At 70.5% G+C, this 19922-nt stretch carries 17 protein-coding genes; 11 read left to right on the top strand and 6 right to left on the bottom strand.

The genetic code is table 11. The features are described 5' to 3' along the window. Window positions 1-62 precede the first annotated feature (62 nt). The 5 genes from E4N62_RS31775 (at window position 63) to E4N62_RS31755 (ending at window position 7741) form a co-directional block, all read left to right on the top strand. Window positions 63-1364, top strand: coding sequence for a TIR-like protein FxsC (locus E4N62_RS31775; protein WP_230219899.1), 1302 nt, complete (start codon window positions 63-65; stop codon window positions 1362-1364). Further along, window positions 1354-2970, top strand: coding sequence for a KGGVGR-motif variant AAA ATPase (locus E4N62_RS31770; RefSeq protein ID WP_230219897.1), 1617 nt, complete (start codon window positions 1354-1356; stop codon window positions 2968-2970). The genes E4N62_RS31775 and E4N62_RS31770 overlap by 11 nt, the downstream gene beginning before the upstream one ends. Beyond that, window positions 2898-5324 (top strand): FxSxx-COOH system tetratricopeptide repeat protein, encoded by a 2427-nt coding sequence (fxsT, locus tag E4N62_RS31765; RefSeq protein WP_230220315.1) that lies wholly within the window; start codon window positions 2898-2900, stop codon window positions 5322-5324. The genes E4N62_RS31770 and fxsT overlap by 73 nt, the downstream gene beginning before the upstream one ends. A 90-nt stretch (window positions 5325-5414) precedes the next feature. Then, window positions 5415-6695 (top strand): FxsB family cyclophane-forming radical SAM/SPASM peptide maturase, encoded by a 1281-nt coding sequence (locus E4N62_RS31760; RefSeq protein WP_230219895.1) that lies wholly within the window; start codon window positions 5415-5417, stop codon window positions 6693-6695. Next, window positions 6692-7741, top strand: coding sequence for an HEXXH motif-containing putative peptide modification protein (locus E4N62_RS31755; RefSeq protein ID WP_230219893.1), 1050 nt, complete (start codon window positions 6692-6694; stop codon window positions 7739-7741). Before E4N62_RS31760 ends, E4N62_RS31755 begins: the two co-directional genes overlap by 4 nt. Before the next feature lie 270 nt (window positions 7742-8011). Here the strand turns inward: E4N62_RS31755 and ychF are convergent, their stop codons facing one another. Next, window positions 8012-9100 carry a redox-regulated ATPase YchF gene (ychF, locus tag E4N62_RS31750; RefSeq protein ID WP_230219891.1) on the bottom strand — a complete coding sequence of 363 codons (1089 nt, stop codon included), beginning with the start codon at window positions 9098-9100 and terminating at the stop codon, window positions 8012-8014. Window positions 9101-9554: 454 nt separating this feature from the next. Here ychF and E4N62_RS31745 point away from each other — a divergent pair, with 454 nt between their 5' ends. Beyond that, the gene (locus E4N62_RS31745) at window positions 9555-10022 is read left to right on the top strand and encodes a DUF6542 domain-containing protein (protein ID WP_268269926.1); all 468 of its coding nucleotides are present in this window, start codon (window positions 9555-9557) and stop codon (window positions 10020-10022) included. Between the two features lie 360 nt (window positions 10023-10382). On the opposite strand, the gene ppgK is transcribed toward E4N62_RS31745, so the two are convergent. Further along, window positions 10383-11129, bottom strand: a complete 747-nt coding sequence (ppgK, locus tag E4N62_RS31740) for a polyphosphate--glucose phosphotransferase (protein WP_230219887.1) — start codon at window positions 11127-11129, stop codon at window positions 10383-10385. Between the two features lie 141 nt (window positions 11130-11270). Then, window positions 11271-12281 (bottom strand): 4-hydroxy-3-methylbut-2-enyl diphosphate reductase, encoded by a 1011-nt coding sequence (locus tag E4N62_RS31735; protein ID WP_230219885.1) that lies wholly within the window; start codon window positions 12279-12281, stop codon window positions 11271-11273. 189 nt (window positions 12282-12470) lie between these two features. On the opposite strand from E4N62_RS31735, the gene xseA reads away from it, so the two are divergent. From xseA to E4N62_RS31720, 3 genes are all read left to right on the top strand, one after another. Beyond that, window positions 12471-13721 carry an exodeoxyribonuclease VII large subunit gene (gene xseA, locus E4N62_RS31730; protein WP_230219883.1) on the top strand — a complete coding sequence of 417 codons (1251 nt, stop codon included), beginning with the start codon at window positions 12471-12473 and terminating at the stop codon, window positions 13719-13721. A gap of 10 nt (window positions 13722-13731) precedes the next feature. Continuing rightward, window positions 13732-14010, top strand: a complete 279-nt coding sequence (locus tag E4N62_RS31725) for an exodeoxyribonuclease VII small subunit (protein ID WP_230219881.1) — start codon at window positions 13732-13734, stop codon at window positions 14008-14010. Between the two features lie 192 nt (window positions 14011-14202). Continuing rightward, window positions 14203-14793 carry a malonic semialdehyde reductase gene (locus E4N62_RS31720; RefSeq protein WP_230219879.1) on the top strand — a complete coding sequence of 197 codons (591 nt, stop codon included), beginning with the start codon at window positions 14203-14205 and terminating at the stop codon, window positions 14791-14793. A gap of 96 nt (window positions 14794-14889) precedes the next feature. Here E4N62_RS31720 and E4N62_RS31715 read toward each other — a convergent pair whose 3' ends face one another. Next, window positions 14890-15399: a DUF4245 domain-containing protein gene (locus tag E4N62_RS31715; protein WP_230220313.1), complete on the bottom strand. Its 510-nt coding sequence runs from the start codon at window positions 15397-15399 to the stop codon at window positions 14890-14892. Window positions 15400-15533: 134 nt separating this feature from the next. On the opposite strand from E4N62_RS31715, the gene glpX reads away from it, so the two are divergent. Then, window positions 15534-16568 (top strand): class II fructose-bisphosphatase, encoded by a 1035-nt coding sequence (gene glpX / locus E4N62_RS31710; RefSeq protein ID WP_184898984.1) that lies wholly within the window; start codon window positions 15534-15536, stop codon window positions 16566-16568. Between the two features lie 109 nt (window positions 16569-16677). On the opposite strand, the gene E4N62_RS31705 is transcribed toward glpX, so the two are convergent. Both E4N62_RS31705 and E4N62_RS31700 read right to left on the bottom strand, forming a co-directional pair. Continuing rightward, window positions 16678-17055: a WhiB family transcriptional regulator gene (locus E4N62_RS31705; RefSeq protein WP_184898982.1), complete on the bottom strand. Its 378-nt coding sequence runs from the start codon at window positions 17053-17055 to the stop codon at window positions 16678-16680. 184 nt (window positions 17056-17239) lie between these two features. Continuing rightward, window positions 17240-17962: a DUF1707 domain-containing protein gene (locus E4N62_RS31700; RefSeq protein ID WP_230219877.1), complete on the bottom strand. Its 723-nt coding sequence runs from the start codon at window positions 17960-17962 to the stop codon at window positions 17240-17242. 189 nt (window positions 17963-18151) lie between these two features. Between E4N62_RS31700 and E4N62_RS31695 the strand changes: the two genes are divergently transcribed. Further along, complete coding sequence (locus E4N62_RS31695) at window positions 18152-19819, top strand: fumarate hydratase (RefSeq protein ID WP_230219875.1); 1668 nt, start codon at window positions 18152-18154, stop codon at window positions 19817-19819. The last annotated feature ends 103 nt before the right edge of the window (window positions 19820-19922 follow it).

Below are 19922 nucleotides of genomic sequence, written 5' to 3'. Positions count from 1 at the left end.
CGTGTCCCGGCTCTCAGGCGCGGTGAAACGCCTGCGGCCGGATACGGCGGCCGGGGGGTGCTTTGGAGAGAGAGCCGTACTTCTTCCTCAGCTATGCGCGCCGGGACGATCGTGGCAGCGCCTTCGTGGGCCGTTTCTACGACGACCTGGTCGCGGAGCTGAGCCGTCTGGGCGCGGACTGCAGCGGACAACAGCCGTTCCTCGACATCCAGCGGATCGGCCTGGGCATGGACTGGGAAAGCACGCTCGGCAGCGAGATCGGGCATTGTCGGGCCGTGGTGGCCCTGTGCTCGCCCGGTTACGTCGACAGCCTCTACTGCGGCAAGGAATGGGCCGCGTTCGAATCCCGGCTGCTGAGGTATCGGGAGCAGACCGACATCGAGGTTCCGGCGCTCATACCGGTCCTGTGGACCCCCCTGCACCATGCGATGCCACCGGAGATCAGCAAGTACCAGTACTTCGAACCGGCGATGGGCCAGGACTACCTGGAGCAGGGGCTGATGGGACTGCTGCGTTCCGCCCCCGGGGGCCGCGCCTACCGCGCCGTCCTGGAACTCGTCGCGAAGCGGGTGCACCACGTGGCCGATCACTTCCGGCTGCCCCGCGCGCCGGGCCTCGACCTCGGGGCCGTGCGCAGCCCCTTCGAAGGACGGGAACCCGCGGGGCCGGGGAGACACAGCACGGGTCACGTCCGGATGTTCATCGCGGCGGGCGTCACCGACCCCCTGCCCGCGGGCCGGCAGCGGCGCGAGTACTACGGGCCCTCACCGCTCGACTGGACGCCGTACCACCCTCCGATCCATCCCACCGTGGCCCTACGGGCTCAGCGCGTCATCATCGACGAGGGGTGCACGACCAGTCTGGAAGTCGTCGACCGGGGCCTCGGCGAGAAGCTCGACGAGGCCATGTACAACAACCAGACGTCCGTGCTGCTCGTCGACGCGTGGGCGGCCCGGGAAAGCCGGTACCGCGCTCCGCTGTCCGACTACGACCGGCAGAACCACCCCGTCACCGGCGTCCTCGTGCCGTGTCACGAGACGGACGAGGAATCCGGTGACGAGACGCTGTGGACCGACCTTCAACAGGTCTTCAGACGCAACTGGATGCGGCGCAACGACCCCTACGATCCGCTGTTCCAGGTCCAGGTCGAAAGACATCGGTTCGAGGACCGGCTGGCCCGCATGGTGGTGGTCGCCCAGAACCGTCTCATGGAGAAGGCCGCTCCGCGCCGGCTGCCCGCCGCACCGTCGGTACCGCCCATGCCCGGACTCAGTGTCCCGTACACACCACCGCACAGCACCGACGATCCGACCGAGCAGCCGGGTCGTACCCCCCTGCAGAAGGATCAGGACGATGAGCTCTGAGGCCGAGGCTCGGGACGCCGGCAGGATAGTCACCTTCTACTCCTACAAAGGTGGCACCGGCCGCACGATGGCCCTGGTCAACGTCGGTTGGATCATGGCCAGCAACGGCAAGCGGGTGCTGCTGGTCGACTGGGACCTCGAGGCTCCCGGCCTGCACCGTTATCTGCGCCCCTTCCTCCTCGACCCGAAGCTTCGGGACACCGACGGCCTGATCAACATGGTGAACGCCTTCGTCGGACAGGTGATACGCCCCGGGGAGCCGCCTGATTCCGGCGCCGAGACCACGGTGATGAGCGACGACGAACTGCGGTCCCACGCACGGCTCGGCGCTCGCACCACCGGCCTGGACCTTCGGTTCCCCGCCGGTGGCCGGCTCGACTTCCTGCCCGCGGGGCGCATGTCCCCGTCGTACTCCGCGGACGTCACCAGCTTCAACTGGCGCGCGTTCTACGAACGCCTCGGCGGCGGTGCCTTCCTCCAGGCACTGCGGGAGGAGATGAAGGCCTCGTACGACTACGTCCTCATCGACAGCCGCACGGGTGTCAGTGACATCTCGGGGATCTGCACCACCGTGATGCCGGACGTCCTCGTCGACGGGTTCGTGCTGAACCACCAGAGCATCGAGGGCGGCCTGGACGTCGCGCAGTCGGTGGCCTCGGAGGCGCGCCACCCCGTACGCATCCTCCCGGTCCCCATGCGGGTCGAGGACGGCGAACAGGAACTGCTCGAATGGGGCCGGGACCTGGCTCGTGCCGAGTTCGGACCGTTCCTCGCCTGGCTGGCCGAACCGGAGCACGAACAGTACTGGGGAGAGGTCGAGATCCCCTACAAGAAGTACTACGCCTACGCCGAGATCCCGACCACGGTCCGGGACCGGCCCTCCCAGCCGGGCAACCTGCTCGCGGCTTTCGAGCGGCTCACCGCGTGGGTCACCGACGGCCGGGTGCGATCCCTCGTCCCCCATCCGGAGGAGGAGCGGCAGCGGATGCGTGCCGCCTACCTCGACCCCAGGACGTCGTGGCCGCGCATCCACGTCAGCTACGCCTCGGCCGACCGCATGTGGGCGGAGTGGATCGCGGCCCGGCTGGAGGGGATCGGATACCAGGTCTCGCTGCACAGCGCCGCCGAGCCGGGCGCCGGGGCGCTGCCCGAGGTCACCCCCGTCCTGAAGGGACGCGGACGGCTGCTCGCCCTGCTCTCCCCCGAGTACATGGTGCAGCGGCGCGCCCAGGACGTCTGGAAGCAGTTGCGAGGTCATCAGAGCGCCGACGGAGCACTGCTGGCGGTGCGCGTCCAGGAGGGCGAAACCACTGCTCGGGATCCCTTCGGGGGGCGGTACGCCGCCGACCTCACCCACTGCACCCCCGAGGAGGCCGAGGCCCAGCTGCTGTCGGTCGTCGGCCCGGTCCGCCGCGCCCGTATCCCGGGCAGCGTCGCACCGGTTCCCGGCTCGCCCGCCCCGCCGTTCCCCGGCACGTCCCCGCGGTGCAGCGCGTCCCCTCCAGGAACGTCTCCTTCACCGGCCGGGGTTTCCTGCTGGAACGGCTGCGCAACGGCTTCACCTCCGGCAGCACCACCCAGGTCCTCTACGGACTCGGAGGCGTAGGAAAGACGCAAATCGCCCAAGAGTACGCACACCGTTTCAAAGCAGCCTATGACGTGGTCTGGTGGGTCACCGCCGCGCAACCCGGTCTGATCCGCCCGGCCCTGGCCGATCTCGCGCCGCGTCTCGGCCTGGAGGTCGGCGAGGACATGGTGAGCACCGCGGAGTCGGTGCTGAGGGCGCTGCGCCGGGGAGAACCCTTCGACCGCTGGCTTCTGGTCTACGACAACGCCGGACGCCCCGAACAGCTCGCGGAGTTCATCCCGACCGGGCCGCCCGGCGGACACGTCCTGCTCAGTTCCCGTGACCGGACCTGGGTGAACGACGCGGGGCTGGTCGAGGTCGAGGTGTTCCAGCGCCAGGAGAGCACCGACCTGCTGCACCGCCTCAACACCGGGCTCACGGCCTCCGACGCCGACGAGGTGGCCAGGGAGCTGGGCGACCTGCCGCTCGCGGTCGCCCAGGCCGCGGTGTGGCTGAGCGAGAGCAGCATGCCGGTGGCCACCTATCTGGAGCTGCTCAGGGGCCGCCTCACCGAGGTGCTGCAGACGACCCGGCTACCGCAGCGGGACTACCCGCGCTCCGCCGCGGCGACCTGGAACCTGGCGGTGGACGAGCTGCGCCGGGTGAACCAGGCGGCGGCCGAGATGCTGGAGATCTGCTCCTTCTTCGGACCCGACCCCATTCCGTTGCGACTCCTCTACAGCAAGGCCGTCACCAAGGCGTTGACCCTGCCGCCGGGCGAGCCGCGCGACGAGATGGCGGTGGCCCAACTCGTCCGGGCGATCAACCGGTTCGGCCTGGCCAAGAGCGACCAGAGCAGCGCGACCCTCACGGTGCACCGGCTGGTGCAGGCCGTCATCCGCGACCAGGTCGACGAGACACGCACACCACAGGCCCGCGGTGTGGTGCACGCCGCGCTGGTGGACGCCGACCCGGGCGACCCCGACGTACCGGGGGACTGGGACCGCTATGCGGAACTCCTTCCCCATCTGCGGCCCAGCCTGGCAGCCGAGAGCCCGGACCCCGAAGTGCGCAAGTGGGTCACCGATTCCGTGCGTTACCTGTGGAAACGCGGCCTGCACACGGATGGCCAGGAGCTCGCGGAACGCACACTGGCCCGCTGGAAGGCGTGCGGGATCGGGCACCCCGACGACCCACAGACCCTGATGCTGCGCATCCAGCTCGGCAACGTGCTCCGCTCCAGGGGGCGGCTGAAGACGGCGCACGAGATCGACCGGGACACCTTCGAGCGGTTCCACCGCACCAAGGGCCCGGACTACGCGCACACGCTCGCGGCCGCCGGGAACGTCGCCGCCGACCTGCGCGCCCTGGGTCGCTACCTCGAGGCCCGGGAGCTCGACCGTCAGACCCTCGACGGAGCCCTGCGGACACTGGGCGACGACCACCCGCGCACGCTGATGTACACCAACAACCTCGGTATGTCGGAGTACCTCGCGGGCGACCGCCGGGCGGCCCTGGATCTCCACGAACTCGCCTACCGGCAGCAGAGCGAGGCTCGCGGCCGGGACAACTTCTACTCCCTGCTGTTCGCCAGCAACTACGCCCGGGATCTGCGGGAGACGGGGAGCCTGAGGGAAGCCCTGGACCTGCTGCGCGCCACCGTCCAGTGGTACGAACAGACCCTCGGGGACAGCCATATGGAGACGCTGAGGACGCGCCGCAACCTCGCCGTGGCGCTGCGTCGGGCCGGTGACTACGAACAGGCGAGAAAGATCGACGAGGACATCCACTCCCGGTACGTCGAGGCGCACGGCACGGAGCACACGGACACGCTCGCCGCGGCCTGCGGTCTCGCCTCCGACCTGGCGGCGCTCGGGGAGCCACAGCGGGCACGGCAGCTGGCCGAGCGGGCGATGGACCGCTACAGCGCCTACCTGGGCGCGGAACACCCCGTCACGCTGGCCTGCGCCACCAACCTCTCGGTGTACCGGCGACTGACGGGCAGTACGGAATCCGCCTGCGAGCTGTCCCACCGGGCTCTGCACCAGATGTCACGGATCGTCGGGGAGAGTCACCCGTACAGCCTCAGCTGCATGATCAATCACGCGAACGACCTCTTCCTGGCGGGCGACCTGGAGCAGGCGGTCGAGTGGGACCGGCGTGCGCGGCGGTACTTCCTCGACATCCTGGGGCCCGACCACTACGACGCCATCAGCATCACGTCCAACCTGGGCCTGAGCCTGCGGGCGATCGGCCGCACCGAGGAGGCGGGGCAGTTGGCGGAGGAGGCCGCGACGAGGGCCCGGGAGAAGCTGGGCGAGGCACACCCCACGACCCGGGCGATTCTGTCCGGGAAACGACTCGACTCGGACATCGAACCGCCGACCACCTGATCAGAGGACGTCATCCGCCCCGCGAGCCACACGGGTTCCCCGGGGTACCTATGATGGCCTCTTTCCTCCGCCGCCGCAGCAGAGCGATCGATGCCGATGTCCGCCACCAACGCCCCACCCGCCGCGCCCTCCGCGCCCTCCGCGCCGGACAGCGGGACGGAGGCCGTGCCCTTCCGGCAGTTCCTGCTGAAGGTGCACAGCCGGTGCAACCTGGCCTGCACCTACTGCTACATGTACGAGGCGGCTGACCAGAGTTGGCGGCAACGGCCGAGGAGCATGGCTCCGGCGACGGTACGGCGGGCGTCGCGGCTGATGGCCGAACACGCCACGGAGCACGCGCTGTCCGAGGTGCATGTGGTGCTGCACGGCGGCGAGCCCCTGTTGGTCGGAGCGGAGTACCTGGAGGACCTCCTCGGGACGGTCACGGATGCCCTGGCCGGGATCGCCACGCCGCGCTTCTCCCTGCAGACCAACGGCATCCGGCTCGCCGAAGACCCTCGACTGCTCCCCGTGCTCGGCCGTCACGGGGTCCGAATCGGGGTGAGCCTGGACGGCACCCCCGCAGCACACGACCGGCATCGGCGGCGGGCCGACGGAAAAGGCAGTTACGCCGCCACCGCACGCGCGCTCGAACTGCTGACGGAACCGGCCCACCGGCACCTGTTCGCCGGCCTGTTGTGCGTGATCGATCCCACCACCAAACCGCTGGAGACATACGAGGCGCTCCTGCGGTTCGCTCCGCCCCGGCTGGACCTGTTACTCCCCCATGGGACCTGGCAGGCTCCGCCGCCCGGCCTCGACGCGCGGATCTCCCCGCCCTCGGCCGCGCCCGCGCCGGGCGCGGCCGCGTGCGCCACCCCGTACGCCGACTGGCTGTGCGCGGTCTTCGACCGCTGGTACGGCGCCCCGCGCAGGGAAACCGGCATCCGGCTGTTCGAGGAGATCATGGTGCTGCTGCTCGGCGGCACCGCCCGCAGCGAGGTGGTCGGCCTCACACCCGTCGACCTCGTCGTCGTCGAGACCGACGGGTCGATCGAGCAGGCGGACTCGCTCAAGGTCAGCTATCCCGGGGCCCCCGAGACCGGGTTACACGTGTTGCGCGACACCTTCGCCGTCGCCGCCGCGCATCCCGCCTTCCGGGCCCGGCAGCGAGGGCTGGGCGGGCTCGGCCCGGTCTGCCGCTCCTGCACCCGCTCCCGCGTGTGCGGCGGCGGCCTGTACGCCCACAGATACGCTCCCGGAGCCACTCCGGTCTTCTCGGCGCCCTCCGTGTACTGCGACGACCTGGCGGTCCTGGTCGACCACATCGGCGCCCGGCTGCGCCAGGACGTCGCCGCGCTGGCCGTGCCCCGACGGAAGGCGTCCCGATGAGAGCGCACACCGTGCCCGACCCCGTCTTCACGGCTCTGGCCCGCGCCCGCGGTGGTGCGCCCGCCGTGGATCTGCTGCGGAGCGGGCAACTGAGCAAACGCATGCTGATGGTGCGGGCGTTGCGCCAGGCGGCGCACGGGCATCCGGACGAAGGCGCCACGGTGGCGGTGTACCGCGGCCTGGTCGAACTGAACCGGCGGGACCGCGCGGCTTGGCGCGAAGTCATGCTGCATCCGTATCTGGACGAGGGTCTGAACCGCGCTCTCATCGCGCTGGATCGCGGGGGGCCTGCGGACCTGCGGTGGCTGGAACAGCTGATGGTGGACCCGGGCCGACGGGCATGGCACCGCGTCGAGACCGTCTGTGACGGCGCGGCACTCGAACTGCGGCTCGCCGACCGTGGCCCCTTCCGTGAGGCGCACGGGCACGAACTCGCCGAGCCCCTCACCCGCGGGCAGGTTCGGGAGTGGACACGAGCGCTGGGTGCGGCCTGGACGGTGCTCGTGCGGCGGCACCCCTGGCACGCCCAGACCATCGCCGCGGGCCTGACCACAGTGGTGCCGCTGCCTCCCCACCCCGACGGCACCGAGGTGAGCTCGGCAGCCCGTCGCGCCTTCGGGGCCGTCGCCGCATCCCTCCCCGAGGACCCGGTGCTTCTCGCGCTGACCCTTGTGCACGAGTTTCTGCATGTCCAACTCGGCGCACTGCTCGACCTGTTGCCGCTGCACGGTCCGCCGACGGAGGCCCGCTACCACGCACCGTGGCGGCCCGATCCGCGGCCCGCCGGAGCGCTGCTCCAGGGAACGTACGCGCATCTGGGTGTGACGGACTTCTGGCGCACCGAACTCGCCTCCGGGGCGGGAGGCGAGCGCGCCCGGCACGAGTACGACACCTGGCGCGAGCACACCGAGGCGGCCGCCCACACGCTGCTCAAGAGCGGCGAACTCCTGCCCGCGGGCGAGCGGTTCGTGACGGAGCTGCGCGAGGCCGTGCGCCGTCCCGCGCGGGCGGAGGCGTTGCACGGCAGCGGCGGACCTCACCGATGACCTCGTGGACCGGGGCTCCAGGCCGGGGTCACCTTCCTCGTACACCCCGCCCCGAGTACCGCCGGGCCCGCCTCCAGCGGCGCGGAGACCATGCTGAGCACGCTCTCGGCTCTACCGGCTGTTCGATCTCGCCCGTCGCGTTCGTCGCCGGACGGCTGGCGGACCGGGCCGCCGGGCAGTGACCGTTCGGGTGGGGCAGGGGCACTGATGCCCTGCCCCACCCGGTCACGAACCGCGCGCCGGATCAGCGGCGGAGTGGCAGGCCAGCCGCTACACGTTGAAGCGGAATTCGACGACGTCGCCGTCCTGCATGACGTAGTCCTTGCCCTCCATGCGGGCCTTGCCCTTGGCACGGGCCTCGGCCACCGAGCCCGTTTCGACCAGGTCGGCGAAGGAGATGACCTCCGCCTTGATGAAGCCCTTCTGGAAGTCGGTGTGGATCACGCCGGCCGCCTCGGGGGCCGTCGCGCCCTTCTTGATCGTCCAGGCGCGGGATTCCTTGGGGCCGGCCGTGAGGTAGGTCTGCAGGCCCAGGGTGTCGAAGCCGACCCGGGCGAGGGTGGCGAGGCCCGGCTCCTCCGCGCCGACCGACTCCAGGAGCTCCATCGCGTCCGCCTCGTCCAGCTCGGCGAGGTCCTGCTCCAGCTTGGCGTTGAGGAAGATCGCCTCGGCGGGGGCCACCAGCGCGCGCTGCTCGTTCTTGAAGTCCTCGTCGGTCAGCTCGTCCTCGTCGACGTTGAAGACGTACAGGAACGGCTTGGTGGTGAGCAGGTGCAGGTCGTGGAGGAGCTCCTCGTTGCCGGAGCCCTGCACGATGCCCTGCGAGAAGAGGGTGTCGCCCTTCTCCAGGATCTCCTTGGCGGCCTCGACGGCGGCGACCTTCGGCGCGATGTCCTTCTTGATGCGCGACTCCTTCGCCAGGCGCGGCAGGACCTTCTCGATGGTCTGCAGGTCGGCGAGGATCAGCTCGGTGTTGATCGTCTCGATGTCGTCCTTGGGCGAGACCTTGCCGTCGACGTGGACGACGTTCTCGTCCTGGAAGGCACGGATGACCTGGCAGATCGCGTCCGACTCGCGAATGTTCGCGAGGAACTTGTTGCCGAGACCCTCGCCCTCGCTGGCGCCACGCACGATGCCCGCGATGTCGACGAAGTCGACCGTCGCCGGGAGGATCTTCTGCGAGCCGAAGATCTCGGCCAGCTTCGTCAGGCGCTCGTCCGGGACGCCCACGACGCCGACGTTCGGCTCGATCGTGGCGAACGGGTAGTTGGCCGCCAGCACGTCGTTCTTGGTCAGGGCGTTGAACAGGGTCGACTTGCCGACGTTGGGCAGACCGACGATTCCGATCGTGAGCGACACGTTTGCGACTTCCCGTACGTAGAAGGGCCAGGCGGCCGGGGCTGGAGCGGCTGGGCCTGGGGCCGGCCCGAAGCCTGTCCGGCGGATCGTGCCCCAGCGGCCGGAGGGCCGGCCGATCCCCCAGTTTACGGCGTACCGGCACCCGCCCCGGCGACGTATCGAACGCTTGGCCAAGGTCCGCTCGACGGCGTGTCTGTGAACCCATTCGGCACATTAACCGACCTAAGTTGGGCGAGTGGACCAGCAGCAACGGACGTACCCCCCGCAGCCCTCTCGGACCGGGCCGCGCCGCGGCGCCTCTCCGCTTCCGCCGCAGGCCGGCAGAGAGGGCCGGGCTCCCGGCGCGGGAGCGCCACGTCGAGCTCCGGTCGCGCGCGGGCCCGTGCCCCCTCCGGTCCGAGCGGTGCGGAGTGTCGCACGAGCTGTACGGGGCGTCGTGCGGGCCGTGCGTCGGATGCCGGAGCCGCGTCTCACCGGGCTGGGCTGCGGGTTGTTCTGCGGGGTGTCCATGTTCGTGCTGGCGGGGCTGGACCGGCTGCTCCTCGGTTCCTCCGCCACCGTGTACGGCGTGCTGTTCCTGCTGGTCAGCGCGTTGGGTGCGGGGTGGGTGCGGCGCGGTGACCTGGCGAGCGCGCCCGTCGTCGTGCCGATCGCCTACGCGGTGGGGCTGCCGTTGCTCGCCGAGGGCGAGGGCGGGCTAGGGGGGCATCTGATGGCCCTGGTCACCGCCCTCGCCATGCAGGCCGGCTGGCTGTACGGCGGCACGCTCGTCGCCGGGGTGATCGTGACCGTGCGCAAGCTGCGACTGATGTCCCGTCGGGCCGCCGAGCGGGACCGGCCTCCGTCCGACCACCGGCCCATGGGGCCCCGGACGCCGAGGCCTCCGGCCCAGCCGCGCCGTACCGTCCCTCGAGGCCGCTGAGCGCTCCGCGCGAGGGCCGCGTCCGGGTGGCCCCGGGGGGTCGTGCGGCTGCGGCGCCGTCGGGGCCCGGTTGCGCAGTTCCCCGCGCTCCTGGTGGGTGCCGTCGAGCCGTAGAAGGGGGCCTTCCCGGACTCGACCGACCGGCCGTCATGCGACTGCCGCGCCGTCGGGGCCGGGCGCGCAGTTCCCCGCGCCCCTTCAAGGGGTGCCGTCGGGAGCAGAAGGCCAGCCCTCCCGGGCCCGACCGACCCGCCGCCGGGCGACTGCCGCGACGTCGGGGCTCGGCGCGCAGTTCCCCGCGCCCCTTCGGGGGGAGTGCCGTCGTACGGAAGTAGGCGTGGGCCTTCGCCGGCCCCCTCGCTACTCGGCCTTTGCCGCTCTCATCGCCGCTCCCACGATGCCCGCGTTGTTCTGCAGCTGGGCCGGGACGATTTCCGCCCTGATGCCCTCGATGAGGTGGAGGAACTTCGCGGACTTGCGACTGACGCCGCCGCCGATGATGAAGAGCTCGGGCGAGAAGAGCATCTCGACGTGCGCGAGGTACTTGGTGACGCGCTTGGCCCAGTGCTCCCACGTCAGCTCGTGGTCCTCCTTGGCCTTGGTGGAGGCGCGGGTCTCGGCGTCGTGGCCGTGCAGCTCCAGGTGGCCGAGCTCCGTGTTCGGGACGAGGACCCCGTCGGAGAAGACGGCGCTGCCGATGCCCGTGCCGAACGTGAGCAGGATGACCGTGCCCTGCCGGTCGCGCCCGGCGCCGAACTGGACCTCAGCCACACCCGCCGCGTCCGCGTCGTTCACCACCGTCACCGGCAGCCCGCCGATCCGCTCGCTCAGCAACGCGCGTGCGTCGACGTCGATCCAGCTCTTGTCGACGTTGGCCGCCGTACGGATCGTGGCACCGCCCGAGACCACGCCGGGGAAGGTGATGCCGACCGGGCCGGTCCAGCCGAAGTGGCCGACGACCTCCTTGACCCCGTCGGCCACCGCGTCGGGCGTCGCCGGTTGCGGGGTCAGCACCTTGTACCGCTCGTCCGCCAGGTCGCCCAGGTCCAGGTCCACGGGAGCGCCCTTGATCCCGGAACCGCCGATGTCCACGCCGAAGATGTGCATGGCCCTACGTTACGTCGTACGACTGACAGTCATGTTCGCGAGGTGGCCCACCGCCGACGGCGGTCGGAATCCTCACCTCGCCGGACGGGTACGGCCCCGGAACCTTCACGTTCCGGGGCCGTACGCGCGCGTGCGGAGAGATCAGGCGCCCTGGCCGGTGCGCTCGGCGACCAGGGAGGCCGCCTCCTCGCGCAGGTCGCGGCGGAGCTCCTTGGGCAGGGAGAAGGTGATCGACTCCTCGGCGGCCTTCACCAGTTCGACGTCCTCGTAGCCGTGCTGGGACAGCCACTCCAGGACCTCCTCGACGAGGACCTCCGGCACCGAGGCGCCCGAGGTGACGCCGACGGTCTCCACGCCCTCCAGCCAGGCCTCGTCGATCTCACTGGCGAAGTCCACGAGGTACGCCTCGCGGGAGCCGGCGAGCTTGGCCACCTCGACGAGGCGGACCGAGTTGGAGGAGTTGCGGGAGCCGACCACGATGACCAGCTCCGCCTGGGCGCCCATCTGCTTCACGGCGAGCTGACGATTCTGCGTGGCGTAGCAGATGTCGTCGCTGGGCGGCGAGACGAGCAGCGGGAACTTCTCCTTGAGCGCGCCGACGGTCTCCATCGTCTCGTCGACGGACAGCGTGGTCTGGGAGAGCCAGACGATCTTGGACGGGTCGCGGACCTCGACCTGGGCGACGTCCTCGGGGCCGTCGACCAGCTGGATGTGGTCCGGCGCCTCGCCCGAGGTCCCGATGACCTCTTCGTGTCCCTCGTGCCCGATCAGGAGGATGTCGAAGTCGTCCTGCGCGTACCGGATCGCTTCCTTGTGGACCTTGGTGACCAGCGGGCAGGTCGCGTCGATGGTGGCGAGCTTGCCGCGCGCCGCCTCTTCATGGACGGTCGGGGCGACGCCGTGGGCCGAGAACATGACGATGTTGCCCTCGGGGACCTCCTCCGTCTGCTCGACGAAGATGGCGCCCTTCTTCTCCAGCGTCTGCACGACGTACTTGTTGTGGACGATCTCGTGACGGACGTAGATCGGGGCCCCGTACTGCTCCAGGGCCTTCTCGACGGCGATCACCGCGCGGTCGACACCCGCGCAGTAGCCGCGCGGGGCGGCGAGGAGGACACGGCGGCGGCCAGGCGAAGCGGTCATGTCTTCCATCGTAGGGGTTCCCGGGCGGGGCTCCGCCGTGGGGCGGGGCGCCCGATAGCTCAGGAGTTCGCGTGTTCTGGCGGGTACGGGTGGGTGGGGCTTCTCGCGGGCAACCACGACCCACCCGCGCCCGCCGACGCACGCGAACCCCGAGCTGTGCGGGCGGCCTTGTCCGAACCCCCCGCTACGCTCGGCCGCATGGCTCTGAACACGTCCGCCGATTCCCCCCTCCCCGTCGGCGAGGTCTCCCGCCTCATCGGCGGCTGGATCGACCGGCTCGGCGCGGTGTGGGTGGAGGGGCAGATCACCCAGTTGTCGCGGCGCCCGGGCGCGGGCGTCGTGTTCCTCACGCTGCGGGACCCGTCGCACGACATCTCCGTGGGCGTCACCTGCTACCGCCAGGTGTTCGACGCGGTGGCCGACGTCGTGAGCGAGGGCGCCCGGGTCGTCGTCCTGGCGAAGCCGGAGTGGTACGCGCCGCGCGGGCAGCTGTCGTTGCGGGCCACCGAGATAAAGCCGGTCGGGGTCGGTGAACTGCTCGCCCGGCTGGAACAGTTGAAGAAGTCGCTGGCCGGCGAAGGGCTCTTCGCGCCCGAGCGGAAGAAACCGCTGCCCTTCCTGCCGCAGCTCATCGGCCTCGTGTGCGGCCGCGCCTCGGCCGCCGAGCGGGACGTGCTGGAGAACGCCCGGCACCGCTGGCCGGCCGTCCGCTTCGAGGTGCGCAATGTCCCCGTGCAGGGCGTGCACGCGGTGCCGCAGGTCGTGCAGGCGGTGAAGGAGCTGGACGCGATGGAGGGCGTGGACGTCATCGTGGTGGCGCGCGGCGGCGGCAGCGTGGAGGACCTGCTGCCCTTCTCCGACGAGCAGCTCGTACGGGCGGTCGCGGCCTGTCGTACGCCGGTGGTGTCGGCGATCGGGCACGAGCCGGACACCCCGTTGCTGGACTACGTGGCGGACCTGCGCGCGTCCACGCCCACCGACGCGGCCAAGAAGGTCGTACCGGACGTGGGCGAGGAGTACGAGCGGGTGCGGTGGCTGCGGGACCGGGCGCGGAGGTGCGTGCAGGCGATCGTGGAACGGGAGGAGCGGGGGCTGGCCCACGCGCTGGCGCGTCCCTCGATGGAGGACCCGCACCGCATGATCGACGAACGCGCCGACCACGTGGCGTCGTTGCTCGACCGGGGGCGCCGCTGCCTCGGGCACCATCTGGACCGCGCCTCCTCGGAGTTGACGCACACGCACGCGCGCGTGGTGGCCCTCTCCCCCGCGGCGACGCTGCGGCGGGGGTACGCGGTGCTGCAGAAGGCGGACGGGCATGTGGTCCGCGCCCCCGGCGAGGTGGGACCGGAGGAGCCGTTGCGGGCGCGGGTGGCCGAGGGCGAGTTCGCCGTCCGGGTCGACGGAGCGGGGGCCGTGCAGGAGACCGGCACTGTCGGAGGGGACGCATAGGGTGGGCCGTATGACCAGCAACGTGAGTGAGGCCGAGGGGACGAGCGAGGCCGCCGGGGTCTCGGAGATCGACCGCGCCCTCGGGTACGAGCAGGCGCGGGACGAGCTGATCGAGGTCGTCCGGCGCCTGGAGGCGGGCGGTACGACGCTGGAGGAGTCCCTCGCCCTCTGGGAGCGGGGCGAGGAGCTGGCCAAGGTCTGCCGACGCTGGCTCGACGGAGCCCGAGCGCGGCTGGACGCGGCGCTGGCGGAGGGCGAGGAGAGCGAAGGGGACGCCGAGTCCGGCTGACCCCTCTTGAGGGCTCTCCCAGCAACACCTCTCACCTGCGGAGCCACTGTTCTCACCTGCGGCGTCGCTGTTCACACCTTTTGGAGCCGCTGTGAAGCGGCTCACCACAGCCCATTTTGATTGAAAGTTGAATTTCTCTGCCGTACGGTGGGGGAGCCCACCTCGCACCACCCGACGCACGAAGGTTGTTCCATGTCGCTCGTTCTCGACCCCGCCGCCCAGGACCTGCTGTTCCGTGAGGCCCACACCGCCAACACGTTCACCGACGAGCCGGTGAGCGAGGAGCAGGTGCAGGCGATCTACGACCTGGTCAAGTACGGCCCGACGGCCTTCAACCAGACGCCGCTGCGCATCGTCCTGGTCCGCTCCACCGAGGCTCGCGCGCGTCTCGTGCCGTACATGTCCGAGGGCAACCAGGCCAAGACGGCGACCGCCCCGCTGGTCGCGATCCTCGCCGCGGACAACGAGTTCCACGAGGAACTGCCGACCCTGTTCCCGGCGTTCCCGCAGGCCAAGGACCTCTTCTTCGCCGAGCGCGCGGCGCGTGAGTCCGCGGCCGGGATGAACGCCGCCCTCCAGGCCGCGTACTTCATCATCGGCGTCCGCGCCGCGGGCCTGGCCGCCGGTCCGATGACGGGCTTCGACTTCGCCGGTGTCCAGAAGGAGTTCCTGGACGACGACCACACCCCGCTGATGGTCGTCAACATCGGCCGACCGGGCGAGGGCGCCTCGTACCCGCGCTCCCCGCGCCTGGACTTCGACCACGTCGTCACCACGGTCTGAGCCCCACCGCAGGCATGACGAAGGGCCCCGGCGACGGTCGGGGCCCTTCGCACGTCTCGTCCCACCGCTCGCGCGGTCTCTCCGTCCGAGCGGCGGTCACTCCGTCCTGAGCGCCTCGGCCATCTTCGCCAGCTGGGCGAAGGACGCGGAGCCGGTGACCACCGTGGTGGAGTTCGTGCCCTCCAGGACCAGGGCGTCGTAGCGGTCGCCCTCGTAGCGGGTCCAGGTCTCGTCGCCGATCTCCTGCGTGGTCCCGGTCTTCTTCGCGTCCTGTGTGGCGTCGGCGATGAACCGGGACGGCTTCTCGGCGGACTGCTCGATCCCCACGTACTGACCGTCGGGGTCGTGGAACCCGAGGTGCCACCGGTCGGACTCGTCGCCCCGGAAGCGGACGGAGGTCGCCTTCCAGGCGGCGGGCAGACCCTCGGGCGCGGCCACCGGATAGGACGCCGCGCGACGTGCCGTCAGCAGTTCGACGCGGTAGTCGACGCGCCTGGGCTCCTGCTCGGTCTCGTCATGCGGGATGAAGAGATAGATGACCCATGCCGCCAGCACGATGAGCCCCAGGGAGAGGACCATGTCGCGAACGGTCTGCTTGCCTTTCATACCTGCCACGCCCTCATCGTCGCAGGTGCCCTGGTCTGCTCATCCGTGGGGTCCCCTGCTCATTCTGTCGAACTGACGATAGAGTCGAGCGGAACCCTCATCCGGCCGTCGTCGTATCAGAAAGGTGCGCTCCGATGACCGAGAACCATCATCTGCCGTCCGAGCTCGAAGTCCCCTCCGAGGCCCCCGACCGCAACCTCGCCCTCGAACTCGTACGGGTGACCGAGGCGGCCGCGATGGCCGCGGGCCGCTGGGTCGGCCGCGGGGACAAGAACGGGGCGGACGGAGCGGCCGTGCGCGCCATGCGGACCCTCGTCTCCACCGTGTCCATGAACGGTGTCGTCGTGATCGGGGAGGGCGAGAAGGACGAGGCCCCGATGCTCTTCAACGGCGAGCGCGTCGGTGACGGCACCGGCCCGGAGTGCGACATCGCCGTGGACCCGATCGACGGCACGACGCTGACGGCCAAGGGCATGACGAACGCGATCGCCGTACTGGCCGCGGCCGACCGGGGCACGATGTTCGACCCGTCGGCCGTCTTCTACATGGACAAGCTGGTCACCGGCCCCGAGGCGGCCGACTTCGTCGACATCGACGCTCCGATCTCGGTGAACATCCGACGGGTGGCCAAGGCCAAGCGGTCCGCCCCGGACGATGTGACCGTGGTCATCCTGGACCGGCCCCGGCACGAGGGGATCATCAAGGAGATCCGGGAGGCCGGAGCACGGATCAAGCTGATCTCCGACGGTGACGTCGCCGGCTCGATCCTCGCGCTGCGCGAGGGTACGGGCGTCGACCTGCTGCTCGGGGTGGGCGGTACGCCCGAGGGCATCATCTCGGCCTGCGCGGTGAAGTGCCTCGGCGGCACGATCCAGGGCAAGTTGTGGCCGAAGGACGACGCGGAGCGGCAGCGGGCGATCGACGCGGGGCACGACCTGGACCGGGTGCTGACGACCGACGACCTGGTGTCCGGGGAGAACGTGTTCTTCGTGGCCACGGGGATCACCGACGGTGAGTTGCTGCGTGGGGTGCGGTACCGGTCGGAGACCGCGACCACCGACTCGATCGTGATGCGGTCCAAGTCGGGGACGGTACGGCGGATCGATTCGACGCACCGGCTGAGCAAGCTGCGGGCCTACAGCTCGATCGACTTCGAGAAGGCCAAGTAAGCCGAGAAAGGCCAAGTAAGCCGAGTTCGCCCCTGACGGGGCGCTGCCCCACGGCACCGGAAGGGCGCCCTCTTGTGCGGAGAGGGCGCCCTCTACGGTGTCGGCGGGGTCAACCCGCCGCCGCTATCGTCCCGTTCGCCCGCGCGGCCTTCTGCAGTTCGAGGTCGCGGCGGCGCCTGCGGGCCAGCACCACCCGGCGCTCGGCGGCGGTGAGGCCGCCCCAGACGCCGTAGGGCTCGGGTTGCAGGAGCGCGTGTTCCCGGCACTCGACCATGACGGGGCAGCGGGCACAGACCCGCTTGGCGGCCTCCTCGCGGGAGAGCCGGGACGCGGTGGGTTCCTTGGAGGGGGCGAAGAACAGCCCGGCCTCGTCACGCCGGCACACGGCCTCCGTGTGCCACGGGGCGTCCTGGTCCCTGTCTCGCACTGGCACCCGCTGGGGCGGTACAGCAGCGACCTGCAGGGACGAATGCGGCGGATGCAGCACGGTCTACTCCTGACGACGGCTTCGCGAGCGAGAGACGATGCAGCAAGGGATACCCGCTGTGCGCGGGCCTATGCACTGAGTCCCGAACCGCTGGAATTCGTTGTCAACACCGCGTGGTCACCACCGGATCGGCACCGGATCGGATCCCTTCGGGGTTGTCCGGGCGTGCTCGAATTCACAAGCGTCAACGATCCGTGCGTTTGCGCAAATGGTCGTCGACCTTGCGGGCCACATGGTCGGTGACCCGGCCGAGGAGGTCCGCGATCACCTTCCCCCGCTTGGGCTTGGCCTCGACGCTCCCGAGGACCGCGAGTCCGTCCACATAGACCACGGGGGCGTCGGTCTCGCCCGAGTCCAGCGCGTCCACCGTGAAGTCGCCGAGGATGCCGCCGCCACTGCCGCGCAGCGAGACGTTCTCCGGAACGCGGATCTCCACGCTGCCGAAGACGGATATCACCTTGATCATCACCTGGCGGTGCTCGAAGAGCGCCTCGCTCAGGTCCAGCTCGACACTGCCGAATATCGCGTAGGCATGGATACGGCGGCCGGGCCGCCAGCGACCCTTGCGCGTGGAGGCGCTGAAGACGGCGACCAGACGGTCGTCGGGATCGACGGGGATGGCGCCGGGCGTCGGCCGGTTCGGCACGGAGGAGACGGCCGGCACATAGACCGGGCCCGCCTTGCGGGCCTGGCCGGCCGGCAGGTCCCGTACGAAGACGTCCAGCTCGCCCACCGTCTTCGCGGCGAGCACGCCCTCGACCCGCTCGGCGTGCTCGTCGGCGGTGAGGCGGCCCTCGGCGAGGGCGTCGCGCAGGAGGTCGGCGATCCGGTCGCGGTCGGCGTCGGAGGCGCGCAGCTCGGCGGCGGACAACGGCGGTTCCTGGGTGGGGCGCTTGTGAAGGTCCACGGCAGCAGCGTACCCACTCGCGATAGATCGCGACCAGAGGTGTGGACAACTCGGGTCCGACGAACTGAGCCCTACCTCACAAGCCCGCCCCGCGAGCCAGGTTCTACGCTGGTGGACGCTGCCGATGGAGGCCAGCCGCGCCGTCTTGTCGAGCGCCGAGCGCCGAGTGCCGAGTGAGGAATGGGCGACATGCCTGAGTTCGAGTACACCGATCTGCTCCCCATGGGAGAGGACACCACCCCGTACCGGCTGGTGACCTCCGAGGGTGTCTCCACCTTCGAGGCCGACGGGCGGACGTTCCTCAAGGTGGAGCCGGAGGCGCTGCGCAAGCTGGCCGCCGAGGCGATCCACGACATCCAGCACTATCTGCGTCCGGCGCACCTCGCGCAGCTCCGCCGGATCATCGACGACCCCGAGGCGTCGAGCAACGACAAGTTCGTCGCGCTGGACCTGCTGAAGAACGCGAACATCGCGGCCGCCGGTGTGCTGCCCATGTGCCAGGACACCGGTACGGCGATCGTGATGGGCAAGCGCGGGCAGAACGTCCTCACCGAGGGCGGCGACGAGAGGGCTCTCTCCCAGGGCATCTACGACGCGTACCTGAACCTGAACCTGCGCTACTCGCAGATGGCCCCGCTCACCATGTGGGAGGAGAAGAACACCGGGTCGAACCTGCCGGCGCAGATCGAGCTGTACGCGACCGACGGCGGCGCGTACAAGTTCCTGTTCATGGCCAAGGGCGGTGGCTCCGCCAACAAGTCGTTCCTCTACCAGGAGACGAAGGCCGTCCTCAACGAGGCCTCCATGATGAAGTTCCTGGAGGAGAAGATCCGTTCGCTGGGTACGGCCGCCTGTCCGCCGTACCACCTGGCGATCGTCGTGGGCGGTACGTCCGCCGAGTACGCGCTGAAGACCGCGAAGTACGCCTCCGCGCACTACCTGGACGAGATCCCGGCCGAGGGATCGCCGCTCGGGCACGGCTTCCGGGACAAGGAGCTGGAGGAGAAGGTCTTCGAGCTGACGCAGAGGATCGGGATCGGCGCGCAGTTCGGCGGCAAGTACTTCTGCCACGACGTGCGGGTCGTCCGGCTGCCCCGGCACGGCGCCTCCTGCCCCGTCGCGATCGCCGTCTCCTGCTCGGCCGACCGCCAGGCCGTCGCGAAGATCACCGCCGAGGGGGTCTTCCTGGAGCAGTTGGAGACGGACCCGGCACGGTTCCTGCCGGAGACCACGGACGAGCACCTTCAGGCCGACGGCGACGTGGTCGAGATCGACCTCAACCAGCCGATGGACGACATCCTCGCCGAGCTGACCAAGTACCCCGTGAAGACGCGGCTCTCGCTCTCCGGCCCGCTGGTCGTGGCGCGCGACATCGCGCACGCCAAGATCAAGGAGCGGCTCGACGCGGGCGAGGAGATGCCGCAGTACCTCAAGGACCACCCCGTGTACTACGCGGGACCGGCGAAGACGCCCGAGGGGTACGCGTCGGGGTCGTTCGGTCCGACGACGGCCGGGCGCATGGACTCGTACGTGGAGCAGTTCCAGGCGGCGGGCGGCTCCAAGGTGATGTTGGCGAAGGGCAACCGGTCGCAGCAGGTCACGGACGCGTGCGGGTCGCACGGCGGCTTCTACCTCGGCTCCATCGGCGGCCCCGCCGCCCGCCTCGCGCAGGACTGCATCAAGAAGGTCGAGGTCGTCGAGTACGAGGAGCTCGGCATGGAGGCCGTATGGAAGATCGAGGTCGAGGACTTCCCGGCGTTCATCGTCGTCGACGACAAGGGCAACGACTTCTTCAAGGACCCGGCCCCGGCGCCGACGTTCACGTCGATCCCGGTGCGGGGGCCGGGGCCGGCGTAGTGCCTTCGGGGCGGCGGGGACGAGTCCCGCCCCGCCGCCCCTGCCCGTCCCATCCCAGGGGCAGCGCCCTTCGACCCCGCCGGGGCTCCGCCCCCGACCCCGT

It is taken from the genome of Streptomyces sp. MNU76, assembly GCF_020982545.1.
In the GTDB taxonomy this organism is placed as follows: Bacteria; Actinomycetota; Actinomycetes; order Streptomycetales; family Streptomycetaceae; genus Streptomyces.
The sequence above is the reverse complement of the archived record's forward strand: the minus strand, read 5'-3'. Positions and strand labels throughout refer to the sequence as shown.